The sequence below is a fragment of the Bradyrhizobium aeschynomenes genome, from assembly GCF_013178945.1.
Lineage (GTDB): Bacteria > Pseudomonadota > Alphaproteobacteria > Rhizobiales > Xanthobacteraceae > Bradyrhizobium > Bradyrhizobium aeschynomenes.
In genome coordinates this window covers 57223-70464 of record NZ_JABFDM010000009.1, presented here as the reverse complement: position 1 = coordinate 70464, position 13242 = coordinate 57223, and the positions used below count along the sequence as shown (strand labels likewise).

Genomic DNA, 13242 nt, shown 5'->3' with positions numbered 1-13242 from the left:
CGTTTGTCCATGGGCGATGTGCCGGTCGTGTGCCGCGTCAATGCCGCTTGCGGATCGTCCGGCCTTCGGCCGCGACGATCGGTCGCCCCGGCAAGCGTCCAGGCGCGGCCTTGACGACCTTCGCCGGGGATTTCGGCAGCTTCTCGGCGATGCCGAGCATCAGCTCGCGCCGCTCCATCTCGCGCCAGACGTCGTCGGGCTGGATGCCGAGCTCGGCCCAGAGCACGGCGAGATTGTAGAACAGGTCGGCGCTCTCCCGCACCACGGCCTGGGCATCACCGCCGACCGCGTCGATTGCGACCTCGATGGCCTCCTCAGCGAGCTTCTTGGCCATCTTGCCCGTGCCCTGCTGCATCAGCTTGGCCGTGCGCGAGCGCGCGGGATCCAGGTCCCTCGCTGCCAAAATTGCACGATAGAGCCGCTCGATCGAATCGGTCATTGGGCCACAATAGTAAAAGTCGATGGCTTCCGTGTTAACGACTGCGGCAGACATGAAAAAATCCGCCGGCGCTGGGGCCGGCGGATCGCTTCGGATGATCTGCGATCACCAGTGCGGGTGATGGTAGCCGCCACCGTAATACGGTCCGCCGCCATAGTAGCCCTGGCCATAGCCGCCGTAATAGGCCGGACGGCCGTAGTAGTAATGGTCCTCGTAATAGGAGCGGCGGTTCTGGGCCGCGGCAATCGCCAGGCCCGTGCCGACGATACCGGCGAACGCCGCAGCTGCTGCCGCGCCGCCATTGCCGCGATAGTGCCGACGGCGCGCGCTGACGTCGGTCAGGCCGCCATCATTGGCCGTCTTGGCGACCACGCCCTTCTCAGCCGGAGCAGCGCCGGCGAAGGCGAGCGTCGGCTGAACGGCCGTCAATGTCACCGCGGCCACCGTCGCCAGGACGGTAGCACGGCCAAAGCGTGAAAAACTTCCGTGCTGTGCGATCATGTGGATCCTCCGTACGATCAAATCTCGCGAACCAACTCCTCAACTGGGGTAACAGTTCCCCCGGCGAAACCAGGAGTCGAAGCCGCAAATCGCCGCAGGTCTTGCTCATGGACCGTTCAGATTCGATCGGACATGATCAGGCGCCCGCCGGCCCCAGCGCTCCGTCACGAAATTGACACGCAGGAGGCCGTGAACTGATTAGGATACCGGTGAGACAACGCCGGTGTAACCTCGGACGATGTGACCTCGTGCCTTCCTGCGTGACCTGATGCGTATGCGACGACCCGTCACCCTGCTTGCCCTGGCGCTGCTCGCGGCGGTCACGGCACCTGCGTGTCTGTCGCAGAAGGCGTCCGCCGAGGAGACGAAGCGTGCCGTCGCCGTCATGTTCGCGCTCGACCGTCCGATCGATGGCAGCATGGCGCCGATCGTGCTCGCGGCCGGCCGCGGATTGTTCGGCACCGAGGGAGTGACCGTCACGACGACGATCGCCAAGGGCTCGCCTGATGCGATCGCCCGCGTCGCCTCGGGCGAGGCCGACATGGCGCTCGCCGACATCAACGAGTTGATCCGCTATCGCGACACCCAGGGCAGCCAGCCGGTGAAGGCCGTATTCGTGCTGTTCAACAAGGCGCCCTACGCCATCATCGCCCGCAAGAGCCGCGGCATCAACGGGCTCGCCGACCTCGAGGGCAAGACGCTCGGTGTGGCCGAGGGCGACCTCTCGATCCGGCTATGGCCGGCGGTCGTCAAGCACAACCACCTCAAGTCCGAGACGATCAAGCTGTCGCGTGTCGGCGCGGCCGTGCGCGAGCCGATCCTGTCGGCCGGCCAGGTCGATGCCGTCAGCGGATTTTCCTACCTCTCGGCGCTCAATCTGCGCGACCGCGGCGTACCCGCCGCTGATCTGGCGGTGCTGCGCTTCGCCGATTATGGCTGCGAGGCCTATGGCCACGCCGTGATCGTCAGTCCCGGCTTTGCCGCCAAGCAGCCCGCGGCCGTGAAAGGCGTTCTGCGGGCGCTGACATCCAGCCTGCAGCTCGCGATCAAGGACCCTGCCGGCGCCATCGCCGACGTGGTGGCCCGGATGGACGATGGTTCGCGCGAGTTGGAGCTGGAGCGGCTACAGACGGTGCTCGCCGACAACGTGCTGACCTCGGACGTCCGCCGCGACGGCATCGGCGGCATCGATCCCGCCCGCTTCGAGCGGGCCCTCGACCAGCTCGCGCTGGATGGCAAATTTCGCCACAAGCGGCCTCTGCCTGCGGACATCTTCGACGACGGCTTCCTGCCACCCGCCGACAGCCGCCTCGTCAACTGAGCGCTCGCCGCAGCAGCCTTTCCCTTGATAACATGCGCCCGCGCGCCAGCCGGCGCGATTCCACCTCTTCCGACACAAAGCGCCCGCCATGTCCTTGCTCCGCATCTATGCCCGCGTGCTCCAACTGCTCGGAAAGGAGGCGCGGCTGGGCTGGATCGTCGCAGTCGCCAACCTCGCCCTCGCGGTAGCGCAGTTTGCCGAGCCCGTGCTGTTCGGGCGCATTGTCGATTCGCTGTCAGGCAACGCCTCGACCAGCACCGCCTGGCCGCTGCTCGCGGTGTGGGCGGCGTTCGGGTTGTTCACGATTGGCGCCAGCGCGTGGGTCGCGCTTCAGGCCGACCGGCTCGCCCACCGCCAACGCCATGCGGTGCTGACCAGCTATTTCGAGCACATCCTGCAGCTGCCGCTGACGTTCCATTCCGGCACGCATTCCGGCCGGCTGATGAAGGTCATGATCAACGGCACCGATGCGCTGTGGAAGCTGTGGTTGTCGTTCTTCCGCGAGCATTTTGCAGCGATCATGTCGGTGCTCGTGCTGCTGCCGCTGTCGCTGTACCTGAACTGGCGGCTCGCGATCCTGCTGTTCGTCCTGTGCGTGGTGTTCACGGTTCTCACGACCCTCGTGGTGCGCAAGACCTACGGCATGCAGAGCGAGGTCGAGGAGCACTACAGCGATCTCTCCGCGCGCGCCTCCGACGCGCTCGGCAACGTCGCGCTGGTGCAGAGCTTCGTTCGGATCGATGCCGAGGTGCAGGGCCTGCGCACGGTCGCCGGACAATTGCTGTCGGTGCAGATGCCGGTGCTCGGCTGGTGGGCGCTGGTGACGGTCATCACCCGTGCCTCGACCACCATCACCGTGCTCGCGATCTTCACGCTCGGCATCGCCCTGCATCAGACCGGGCTGACCTCCGTGGGCGAGATCGTGATGTTCGTGTCGTTCGCGACGATGCTGATCCAGAAGCTGGAGCAGGTCGTGTCCTTCATCAACAACGTGTTCATGGAGGCGCCGCGGCTGGCCGAGTTCTTCACCGTGCTCGATGCCGTGCCGGCCGTCCGCGACAGACCCGACGCAATCGAGGTCAGCCGCCTGTCGGGTCTCGTCGAATTCAACGACGTGTCGTTCTCCTATGACGGCAAGCGCCCGGCCGTGGAGGATCTCACCTTCACCGCGCTCCCCGGCCAGACCATCGCGCTGGTCGGCCCGACCGGTGCCGGCAAGTCGACGGCGATCGCGCTGTTGCATCGCGCGTTCGATCCGCAGTCCGGCTTCATCAAGATCGACGGCATGGACGTGCGCGGGTTGAAGCTGGCGGCCTTGCGCCGGAACATCGGCGTCGTGTTCCAGGAGGCGCTGCTGTTCAATCGCTCGATCCGCGAGAACCTGCTCGTCGGCAAACCCGACGCGACCGATGAGGAGCTGCGCACCGCCGCCGCCCGTGCCCAGGCGCTCGACTTCATCGATCGCGCCGAACAGGGCTTCGAGACCAATGCCGGCGAGCGCGGCCGCATGCTGTCGGGTGGCGAGCGCCAGAGGCTGTCGATCGCGCGCGCGCTGCTGAAGGATCCGCCGATCCTGATTCTCGACGAGGCGACCTCCGCGCTCGATGCCGTCACCGAGGCCAAGCTCAACGCCGCGCTCGACGAGGTGATGAAGGGGCGTACGACCTTCGTGATCGCGCACCGGCTCTCGACCATCCGCAACGCGACGCGCATCCTGGTATTCGAGAACGGGCGCGTGATCGAAAGCGGAACGTTCGATGAACTCGTGAGCAAGGGCGGACACTTTGCGGAACTCGCGAAAGCCCAGTTCATGGTGCAAGACAAGGCTCGCGCGACTCTGCCCGCACCGGACGGTGACGAGACCACCGTCAAGGCCTGATCGCGGGACGCTTTCATCGTGGAATTGAATGGCTCGCCCCTGTTCTGGAGCGTCGAGCCGGTATAGGTTCGCGACCTGCCGCAACCGCAGCGGCACCGGACACGCTTGAAACCCGAAAGCCCGTTTGCCCACCTCACGTTGCGAGGCGGGTTCTCAAAGGACCGGACCAGACCAGTGCAGACGCTTCGCCTGTTGTTCCGCAAGACCCCTATCAAGATCGTTGCTCTCGCCGCTGCCCTCGTGCTTGCGCCTCGCTTGGCCGGCGCAGAAGCGCTGCTGCTCGTCGAAGCCGACACCGGCAAGGTGCTGGAGGCGCAGAACGCGACCTATCCGTGGTACCCTGCCTCCGTCACCAAGCTGATGACGGCCTATGTGACGCTGAAGGCAGTGAAGGACGGCAAGGCCTCGCTCGACACGCTGCTGACGGTCTCGCCGACCGCAGCGTCGCAGTCGCCGTCGAAGATGGGCTACCGGCCGGGCACGCAGGTCACGGTCGACAACGCGCTGAAGATGATGCTGGTGAAGTCGGCCAACGACATGGCGGTGGTGCTGGCGGAAGGCATCGGCGGCTCGATCGACGGCTTCTCGATCATGATGAACGAGACTGCCCAGAAGCTCGGCATGACCCAGACGAGCTACGTCAATCCGAACGGCCTGCCCGCCGATGGCCAGATCACCTCGGCGCGCGACCTCGCGATCCTGGCGCGCGCCATCATCCGCGACCTCCCGGAATACGAGTACTTCGTCCACATCCCCTCGATCCGCTATGGCCGCCGCGTCGTACAGAACTTCAACCGGCTGATCGGGCGCTATCCGGGCGCGGACGGCTTCAAGACCGGGTTCATCTGCGCCTCCGGCTACAATCTGGTCGCATCCGCCACCCGCAACGGCAAGCGCCTGATCGCGGTCGTGCTCGGCGCGAGCTCGGGCCAGATGCGCGCCGTGCGCGCGATCCAGATGCTGGATCGCGGCTTCAACACCAACCAGCTCACCTGGCTGAAGGCGCCGCTCGGCAATGTCGAGCAGCTCGTTCCGGTCGACGCCACCCCGCCGAATCTGCGCGACGACATGTGCAATGGCCGGCGGCACCGCCCTGCGAGCGATGACGACGGCGAGGAGACGATCGCGGGCGCCGAGGGTGAAACCACCGCCGGCACGCTGCTCGCCGGACTTCAGGCTCCGGCGCTGAAGCCGTCGGAGATCCTCGCGGCGGCGCCGGTGCCGTCCGAGCCGGTGCTCGTCTATACCGGCCCGACCCGCACCGGTGCGGCCCTGATCGCCGCCGTGGCGGCGGACGCCGATGCCCAGGCCTCGGCAAGACACCGCGGCAAGAAGGCGCATGCCGCTGCCAAGAAGGACGCCAAGCCCGCAGCCCGGACCGCGGCCAAGAGCGACGGCGACGCCAAGGCCGGATCCAAGACGGCCGCCAAGCCTGCTGAGGCAAAGGCTTCCGACGCCAAGCCCACTGCCGTGCGCTCCGTCGCAGCCAAGCACGAAGCCGCCCCGAAATCAGCGGAAAAACCCGGATCCGACGCCGCCAAGCCCGGCAAGCCCAAAGCGGCCGCCAAGCCCAAGACCGCCGGCAAGCCGGCGCCAAAGGACGGCTGATACTGCGCCGCACGCCGGGGGCGGTTTAGCCGTCCATGGCCGGCGTCCGCAGCCTTTACCCTGCCTCTTTCGTCTACGCCCCGGCCGCTTGCCTTGCTCGGCCGGAAATTCGATATTGGCCGCCGAATGCCGCCCGGCACTGACCGGAGCCGCAGACACGTCAAGCGACCATAAGAGACGATCAGAGAGGAAGGTTCATGGAGCGCATCTGGCTCAAGCACTATCCAGCCGGCGTTCCCGCCGACATCGATCCCAGCAAGTACCAATCGCTGGTCGATCTGCTGGAGGAAAGCTTCAAGACGTTCGCTGACCGCCGCGCCTTCATCTGCATGGACAAGGCGATCAGCTACCGCGAGCTCGACGACATGTCGGTCGCGATGGGCGCCTACCTGCAGGGCCTGGGGCTCGCCAAGGGCGCGCGCGTCGCGTTGATGATGCCGAACGTGTTGCAATACCCGATCGCGATCTCGGCCGTGCTGCGCGCGGGCTACACCGTCGTCAACGTCAACCCGCTTTACACGCCGCGCGAGCTCGAGCACCAGCTCAAGGACTCCGGCGCCGAGGCGATCATCGTGCTGGAGAACTTCGCTCACACGGTGCAGCAGGTGGTGGGCCATACCAGCGTCAAGCACATCGTCATCGCCAGCATGGGCGACCTGCTCGGCTTCAAGGGCGTCATCGTCAATCTTGTCGTCCGGCGCCTGAAGAAGATGGTGCCGGCGTTCTCGCTGCCGGGCGCGGTGCCCTTCAACGAAGCGCTGGCCGCTGGCCGCAGCAAGCGCTTCCAGAAGCCTGCGATCGGCCCCGACGACGTCGCCTTCCTGCAATATACCGGCGGCACCACCGGCGTCTCCAAAGGCGCCACGCTGCTCCATCGCAACGTCGTCGCCAACGTGCTGCAGAACGACGCCTGGCTGCAGCCGGTCATGGACCGGCCGCCGCATGTCGATCAGCTGCTGATCGTCTGCGCGCTGCCGCTGTACCACATCTTCGCGCTGACCTGCTGCTTCCTGCTCGCGGTGCGCGCCGGCGGCGCCAATCTGCTGATCCCCAATCCGCGCGACATTTCCGGCTTCATCAAGGAGCTGATGAAGTACCAGGTCAACACCTTCCCGGCGGTCAACACGCTCTACAACGGCCTGCTGCACCACCCTGATTTCAAGAAGCTCGACTTCTCCAAGCTGAAGGTCTCCAACGGCGGCGGCATGGCCGTGCAGCGCCCTGTGGCCGAGCATTGGAAGCAGGTGACGGGCTGCAGCATCGCCGAGGGCTACGGCCTGTCGGAGACTGCACCGGTGCTGACCTGCAACGTGCCGACCTCGACCGAGTTCACCGGCACGATCGGCTTGCCGCTGCCCTCGACCTGGCTGTCGATCCGTGACGATGACGGCAACGAGGTGCCGCTGGGGCAGCCCGGCGAGATCTGCGCCAAGGGCCCGCAAGTGATGGCGGGCTATTGGAACAGGCCCGACGAAACCGCCAAGGTGATGACGGCAGACGGCTTCTTCCGCACCGGCGACGTCGGCGTCATGGCCGCGGACGGCTCGGTCAAGATCGTGGACCGCAAGAAGGACATGATCCTGGTCTCCGGCTTCAACGTCTATCCGAACGAGGTCGAAGAGGTCATCGCCACCCATCCGGGCGTGCTGGAGACCGCCGTGATCGGCCTGCCGGACGAGAAGACCGGCGAGGTCGTCAAGGCGTTCATCGTCAAGAAGGATCCCAACCTCACGCCCGAGGACATCATCAAGCACTGCCACGAGCAGCTGACCAACTACAAGGTGCCGAAGCAGATCGAGTTCAGAACCGAGCTGCCGAAGACCAATGTCGGCAAGATCCTGCGCCGGCAGCTGCGCGACGAGAAGAAGTCAGCCGCGGCAGCTTGAGACCATTGTCGCGGCAATGCCGGGCGTGCGATGACGGACACGTGAACACGGCGGACCGTTGCCGTTTCTGGCCCGCCGAATAGTGTGGTCCGTCTCGCGCGCCACACATCCAGGGGAAGGAGTAATTCAATGACCATTCAGGTAGGCGACAAGCTGCCGGAGGCCCAGTTCCGCGTCATGACCGGCGAAGGCCCGCAGGTCAAAACCACCGACGACATCTTCAAGGGCAAGAAAGTGGCGCTGTTCGCGGTGCCCGGCGCCTACACCGGCACCTGCCACAAGATGCATCTGCCCAGCATCTTCCTCAACGCGTACGCGATGAAGGACAAGGGCGTCGACACCATCGCGATCGTCTCGGTCAACGACGCCTTCGTGATGAACGCCTGGAAGCGCGACACCGACCAGCGCGACGAAGCCGTGTTCCTGGCCGACGGCAATGCCGAATTCACCAAGGCCATCGGCATGGAGCTTGACGCCTCCGGCGCCGGACTCGGCATCCGCTCCAAGCGCTACTCGATGCTGGTCGAGGACGGCAAGGTGACGAAGCTCAACCTCGAAGCCGCCCCCGGCAAGGTCGAGGTCTCCGGCGGCGACACCCTGCTCGGGCAGCTGTGAGCCAGCTTTCCTGACCTGGTCCGAAAGCCCGCGGCGCCCCCGCGGGCTTTTTTTCTGCTTCGATCGAGCCGGCGTTCGACCACGAGAAGAGCAAAGCAGCCGTCGCAGCGCCAATCATCGGTGAACAAGAGCCGCTCGGACGCGTTATAGGCCCCGGTTCTTGAAACAATGGGAGGCCAGCATCTTCAGCGAGCAGACCGAGCAACTGGCGCAGGAAGATGTCCGCAGCGCGCGCCCGCCATGGGCGCATGCACCTTCGTTTCCGATGGCCGCCGTCGTTTCGAACTTCCGTTGCGATATCCTGATCATTGGCGCCGGAATTACCGGCGCGATGATGGCCGAACGGCTGACCCGTCAAGGCCGCGACGTCGTCGTGATGGATCGCGAAAAGCCCTGCCGCGGCAGCACGGCTGCGAGCACGGCCATGCTGTTGTGGGAGATCGACCGGTCGCTGAGCGAGCTGTCGGTGATGATCGGCTTCGAGCGCGCTGCGCGGTGCTATCAGGCGAGTCTGCGGGCGGTGAACGAATTGATGCGTTTGGTCGGGGAGCGCAGGCTGCCTGGCGAGCTGCGGTCGAGACAATCGCTCTATCTTGCGCGAGAAGATGATTCCCGCTCGCTGCGGGAAGAGCTGGAGCAACGCGTTCGGGCCGGCCTACCCGGCACATTCCTCGATCACCGAACCCTGCTCGAGAATTTCGGGTTCGCCCGCGCCGGGGCGATTCTGTCTCCCGGCGCGGCCGAAGCCGATCCGGTCAAGCTCGCAAGTGGTCTGCTGTCCCTCGCGCTGTCGCAGGGCGCGCGCCTGGTCCATGGTGATGCGGTGGCTTTTGACAGCGGCAAGGCCAGTGCCACGGTCGGCCTCGACAGTGGACATGAGATCGAAGCCCGTCACATCGTCCTGGCGACAGGATATGCGATGCCATCGATCATCAAGCCGACGATCCATCGTGTCGCGTCGAGTTGGGCCGTCGCCACCACGCCCCAGCCACAGAATCTCTGGCGAGACGACGTGCTGATCTGGGAGAGCAGCGAGGACTATCACTATGGCCGGACCACGGCTGACGGGCGCATCATTTTCGGGGGAGAGGACGATGAGGACCTCATCGAGCCCGAAGCTCGCGACCGCGCCATTCCGGACAAGTCGCGGCGGCTCGCCGCAGAACTCTCGGCGCTGTGGCCGCGCGCGATCGTCGATTTCGACTATCAGTGGTCCGGAACGTTTGATACGACCGATGACGGGCTGCCTCTGATCGGCCCCGTTCCGCGCGCTCCCAACATCTATGCAGCCTACGGATACGGCGGCAACGGGATCACCTTCAGCTATCTCGCCTCCGAGCTGATCGCAGCCTTGATCGAAGGCCGCAGTTCACCGCTCCTGGACGATTTTGCCATCGAGCGGAGTTCGCCCGGGCATCCGTAATGGTGCCGCGACGTCAGCTGCGCACGTTCTTCTGCATCCGCGCCATCGCCACGCCGTCGCGCGCCAATTGATCGGCACGCTCGTTCTCGGGGTGGCCGGCGTGGCCCTTCACCCAGTGCCAGTTGACCTTGTGCGGCTTCAGCGCCTCGTCCAGACGTTGCCATAGCTCGGCGTTCTTGACCGGCTTCTTGTCGGCCGTCTTCCAGCCGTTGCGCTTCCAGCCATGAATCCAGCCAGTGATGCCCTGCCGGACATATTGGCTGTCGGTGTAGAGCTCGACCTGGCACGACTTCTTCAACGCCTCCAGCGCCGAGATCGCCGCCATCAGCTCCATGCGGTTGTTGGTGGTGTGCGGCTCGCCGCCCTTCAGCTCTTTTTCCTTGTCTCCAAAGCGAAGAATCGCGCCCCAGCCGCCCGGCCCCGGATTTCCCGAGCAGGCCCCATCGGTGTAGATGCTGACGACCGGATGCTCACTCACGCGGCGGCTCCTCCAATGCCATAGTCGCGCACGCTGGCGACGTTCTGATGGAAGCGCAGCTTGCGGACATATTCGAGCGGGTCCTTCGGCTTCACCAGCGCCCCCGGCGGCACGTTGAGCCAGTCGACCAGCCGCGTCAGCAGGAAGCGGATGGCGGCGCCGCGCGCCAGCAGCGGCAGCGCCTGCAGCTCGGCGTCTGACAGCGGCCGCGCGCGGCCATAGGCATTGAAGAACGCGCGCGCCTTGGTGACGTTGAGCGAATGATCGGCCTCGAAGCACCACGCATTGAGGCAGATCGCGACGTCATAGGCGAGGATGTCGTTGCAGGAGAACGGGAAGTCGATCAGCCCCGAAAGCTTGTCCCCGAGAAAGAACACGTTGTCGGGAAACAGGTCGGCATGAATGACGCCTTCCGGCAGGTGCGTCGGCCAGGAGCGCTCGAGATGGCCGAGCTCGGTCGAGAGCAGCGCCGAGAGACCGGCCTGCACCGTATCGGCGCGATCGGCCGCCTGGGCGAACAGCGACTTCCAGCCGGACACCGAGAGCGGATTCTTGCGCACCAGCGGGAAATCGCGGCCGGCCAGATGCATCCGCGCCAGCGCTTCGCCGACGCCAGCGCAATGCATAACGTTCGGCTTGCGCGGCCACATCCCTTCCAGAAAGTTGATGATCGCCGCGGGCCGGCCCGACAGACTCGAATAGACCGCACCGTCGCGGTTGCGCGCCGGCTGCGGACAGCTGACGCCGCGCTCGGCGAGATGCGCCATCAGGCCGAGAAAATAGGGCAGGTCATCCACCGCCACGCGCTTCTCATAGAGCGTGAGGATGTAGGCGCCCTTGGTGGTGTGGAGCAGGAAGTTGGAGTTTTCGACGCCTTCGGCGATGCCCTTGTAGGAGAGCAGCTCGCCGATGTCATAGGTCTTGAGGAAGTCCGCAAGCTCGTCGGCGGCGACATCGGTGTAGACCGCCATGCGCTATCCCAGTGATCGAAGTTCGCCTGCCCCCGCCTCTCCGATGCGAACTTCGTCATCGAACAGGCCCGTTGCGCCTTTCATCGCGCATGCGGGCGCCGCGTTCAAGGCCGATGGGCCGTCGAGGGCGGAAAAGACGGCGCCCGATTTACTCGGCCGCAGCTTCCGGCCGCAGCGAGCGCGGCAGCGGGAAGAACTCGTTCTCCTCAGCCGCCGAGACCGTCTCGACATGGAGCACGTAGCGCTCGGCAAAGGCGCCCATGATCTCCTCGACGATCACCTCCGGCGCCGAGGCCCCGGCGGTGATGCCAAGGCTCTTGATGCCCTCGAAGCGCGCCCAGTCGATGTCCGAGGCGCGCTGCGCCAGCACGGCGATCGGACAGCCCTCGCGCTCGGCGACCTCGCGCAGGCGCTGCGAGTTCGACGAGTTCGGCGCGCCGACCACGATCAGCGCGTCGACCACCGGGGCCACCTTCTTGACCGCCAGCTGGCGGTTGGTGGTGGCGTAGCAGATGTCTTCCTTGTGCGGGCCCGAGATGTTCGGGAAACGACCCTTGAGCACGGCCACGATGTCGGCAGTATCGTCGATCGACAGCGTGGTCTGGGTGACGAAGGCGAGGTTGTTCGGATCCTTCGGCGTAAAGGTCGCCGCGTCCTCGGCGGTCTCGATCAGGGTCACGGCGCCCGCAGGCAGCTGCCCGACGGTTCCGACCACCTCGGGGTGGTGGGAATGGCCGATCAGCAGGATCTCGCGACCACGCTTGAAATGGATGGCGGCTTCGCGGTGGACCTTGGTCACCAGCGGGCAGGTCGCGTCAAGCGAGAAGAAATTGCGCGCCTGGGCCTCGGCGGGAACCGACTTCGGCACGCCATGGGCCGAAAACACCACCGGTGCATTGGTACTGTCGGGGATCTCGGCCAGCTCCTCGACGAAGATCGCGCCCTTGGTCTTCAGGCTGTCGACGACGTATTTATTGTGCACGATCTCGTGGCGGACATAGACCGGGGCGCCATAGATGGCGAGCGCCCGCTCCACGGTATCAATGGCGCGGACCACGCCGGCGCAGAAGCCGCGCGGCGAACAAAGCACGATTTTGAGGTCTGGTTTGGCTGCCATGGGCTGATCTAAGGGCCTGATCTGTGCGGGCTTGTTGCGGCGACCGGAGCACCCCGGGCCGGCAAGCGGGGGCGGTCGAGACGTCACGGCTTCGAGCTTAAACGCGTTTGAGTAGGACTTGGGACTGCTTTCGAGCGCTGTCAAGGCCGTTTTCGTCAGGCCATTGCGCCCCGCCCCCGGGACGGCTTATATAGGGCGAATTCCCCGTCATCGCCGATGACCGCAGGTTTCGCCTCCCAGGGCCGGGGCGGAGCACAAAGGAGATTTGCCATGAGCAACGCCCCGCTGATGCCGAAGGCAACTGCCGTGTGGCTGGTCGACAATACCGCGCTGACCTTCGACCAGGTCGCCGATTTTACCAAGATGCACCCGCTGGAGGTGCGCGCCATTGCCGACGGCGACGCCGCCCAGGGCATCAAGGGCATGGACCCGATCTCGACCGGCCAGCTCACCCGCGAGGAGATCGAAAAGGCGGAGCGCGACCCGAATTACCGGCTCCGGCTGCAGGAGAGCAAGGTCGTGCTGCCGCCGCAGCCCAAGCGCAAGGGGCCGCGCTATACCCCGGTGTCGCGCCGCCACGAGCGCCCGAGCGCCATCCTGTGGCTGGTGCGGAACCATCCCGAGCTCAAGGACGCCTCGATCATGCGCCTGGTCGGCACCACCAAGAGCACCATCGCCAGCGTGCGCGACCGGACCCATTGGAACGCGCAGACGCTGACGCCGATGGATCCGGTGACGCTGGGCCTGTGCTCGCAGATCGAACTCGATTTCGAGGTGCAGCGCGCCGCCAAGGAGAAGCCGCTCGACGCCAATTACAGCGGCGCCACCCTGCTGCCGGCCTCCGAGACCACCCGCAAGGACGAGTACGAGCCTGCGGGGCGCGACGAGGACGACCTCAACGTCGACGCCGTGTTCGCCAAGCTCAAGACCATCGGCGGCAAGAAGCACGACGAGGACGAGGAATAGGACGCGGGGCGCGTCCGGCTCTCTCGCTTCACTCGCGG

The 13242-nt window shown here is 65.6% G+C and carries 12 protein-coding genes; 7 read left to right on the top strand and 5 right to left on the bottom strand.

Annotated features, from left to right (window positions below; translation table 11 throughout):
* Positions 1 to 37: 37 nt before the first annotated feature.
* A complete protein-coding gene (gene hisE / locus HL666_RS24215; RefSeq protein ID WP_172133758.1) occupies positions 38 to 439 on the bottom strand; it encodes a phosphoribosyl-ATP diphosphatase in 402 nt (133 codons plus the stop codon).
* A 105-nt stretch (positions 440 to 544) separates the two neighbouring features.
* On the bottom strand, positions 545 to 940 hold the full coding sequence (locus HL666_RS24210; protein ID WP_172110138.1) for a hypothetical protein: 396 nt from the start codon (positions 938 to 940) through the stop codon (positions 545 to 547).
* Positions 941 to 1208: 268 nt separating this feature from the next.
* Between HL666_RS24210 and HL666_RS24205 the strand changes: the two genes are divergently transcribed.
* The 6 genes from HL666_RS24205 (at position 1209) to HL666_RS24180 (ending at position 9672) form a co-directional block, all read left to right on the top strand.
* The gene (locus tag HL666_RS24205) at positions 1209 to 2261 is read left to right on the top strand and encodes an ABC transporter substrate-binding protein (RefSeq protein WP_172110139.1); all 1053 of its coding nucleotides are present in this window, start codon (positions 1209 to 1211) and stop codon (positions 2259 to 2261) included.
* A gap of 88 nt (positions 2262 to 2349) precedes the next feature.
* On the top strand, positions 2350 to 4140 hold the full coding sequence (locus tag HL666_RS24200) for a glucan ABC transporter ATP-binding protein/ permease (RefSeq protein WP_172184013.1): 1791 nt from the start codon (positions 2350 to 2352) through the stop codon (positions 4138 to 4140).
* A gap of 174 nt (positions 4141 to 4314) precedes the next feature.
* Positions 4315 to 5748, top strand: a complete 1434-nt coding sequence (locus HL666_RS24195) for a D-alanyl-D-alanine carboxypeptidase family protein (RefSeq protein ID WP_172110141.1) — start codon at positions 4315 to 4317, stop codon at positions 5746 to 5748.
* Positions 5749 to 5945: 197 nt separating this feature from the next.
* On the top strand, positions 5946 to 7634 hold the full coding sequence (locus HL666_RS24190) for a long-chain fatty acid--CoA ligase (protein WP_172110142.1): 1689 nt from the start codon (positions 5946 to 5948) through the stop codon (positions 7632 to 7634).
* 129 nt (positions 7635 to 7763) lie between these two features.
* Complete coding sequence (locus HL666_RS24185) at positions 7764 to 8249, top strand: peroxiredoxin (RefSeq protein WP_172184011.1); 486 nt, start codon at positions 7764 to 7766, stop codon at positions 8247 to 8249.
* A 331-nt stretch (positions 8250 to 8580) separates the two neighbouring features.
* Entirely contained in the window at positions 8581 to 9672 is a 1092-nt protein-coding gene (locus HL666_RS24180) for an NAD(P)/FAD-dependent oxidoreductase (RefSeq protein WP_246740006.1), read from the top strand.
* A 13-nt stretch (positions 9673 to 9685) separates the two neighbouring features.
* On the opposite strand, the gene rnhA is transcribed toward HL666_RS24180, so the two are convergent.
* From rnhA to ispH, 3 genes are all read right to left on the bottom strand, one after another.
* The gene (rnhA, locus tag HL666_RS24175) at positions 9686 to 10150 is read right to left on the bottom strand and encodes a ribonuclease HI (protein WP_172110145.1); all 465 of its coding nucleotides are present in this window, start codon (positions 10148 to 10150) and stop codon (positions 9686 to 9688) included.
* Positions 10147 to 11121: a homoserine kinase gene (locus HL666_RS24170; RefSeq protein ID WP_172110146.1), complete on the bottom strand. Its 975-nt coding sequence runs from the start codon at positions 11119 to 11121 to the stop codon at positions 10147 to 10149. Before HL666_RS24170 ends, rnhA begins: the two co-directional genes overlap by 4 nt.
* Positions 11122 to 11269: 148 nt before the next feature.
* A complete protein-coding gene (gene ispH / locus HL666_RS24165; RefSeq protein WP_172110147.1) occupies positions 11270 to 12238 on the bottom strand; it encodes a 4-hydroxy-3-methylbut-2-enyl diphosphate reductase in 969 nt (322 codons plus the stop codon).
* A gap of 270 nt (positions 12239 to 12508) precedes the next feature.
* On the opposite strand from ispH, the gene HL666_RS24160 reads away from it, so the two are divergent.
* Positions 12509 to 13204, top strand: coding sequence for a DUF1013 domain-containing protein (locus HL666_RS24160; RefSeq protein WP_172110148.1), 696 nt, complete (start codon positions 12509 to 12511; stop codon positions 13202 to 13204).
* The last annotated feature ends 38 nt before the right edge of the window (positions 13205 to 13242 follow it).

What these genes read in the sequence shown, in the direction of transcription:
- hisE (WP_172133758.1), bottom strand. Translation starts at nt 439, where the DNA reads ATGACCGATTCGATCGAGCGGCTCTATCGTGCAATTTTGGCAGCGAGG.
- HL666_RS24210 (WP_172110138.1), bottom strand. Translation starts at nt 940, where the DNA reads ATGATCGCACAGCACGGAAGTTTTTCACGCTTTGGCCGTGCTACCGTC.
- HL666_RS24205 (WP_172110139.1), top strand. Translation starts at nt 1,209, where the DNA reads ATGCGTATGCGACGACCCGTCACCCTGCTTGCCCTGGCGCTGCTCGCG.
- HL666_RS24200 (WP_172184013.1), top strand. Translation starts at nt 2,350, where the DNA reads ATGTCCTTGCTCCGCATCTATGCCCGCGTGCTCCAACTGCTCGGAAAG.
- HL666_RS24190 (WP_172110142.1), top strand. Translation starts at nt 5,946, where the DNA reads ATGGAGCGCATCTGGCTCAAGCACTATCCAGCCGGCGTTCCCGCCGAC.
- HL666_RS24185 (WP_172184011.1), top strand. Translation starts at nt 7,764, where the DNA reads ATGACCATTCAGGTAGGCGACAAGCTGCCGGAGGCCCAGTTCCGCGTC.
- HL666_RS24180 (WP_246740006.1), top strand. Translation starts at nt 8,581, where the DNA reads ATGATGGCCGAACGGCTGACCCGTCAAGGCCGCGACGTCGTCGTGATG.
- HL666_RS24170 (WP_172110146.1), bottom strand. Translation starts at nt 11,121, where the DNA reads ATGGCGGTCTACACCGATGTCGCCGCCGACGAGCTTGCGGACTTCCTC.
- ispH (WP_172110147.1), bottom strand. Translation starts at nt 12,238, where the DNA reads ATGGCAGCCAAACCAGACCTCAAAATCGTGCTTTGTTCGCCGCGCGGC.
- HL666_RS24160 (WP_172110148.1), top strand. Translation starts at nt 12,509, where the DNA reads ATGAGCAACGCCCCGCTGATGCCGAAGGCAACTGCCGTGTGGCTGGTC.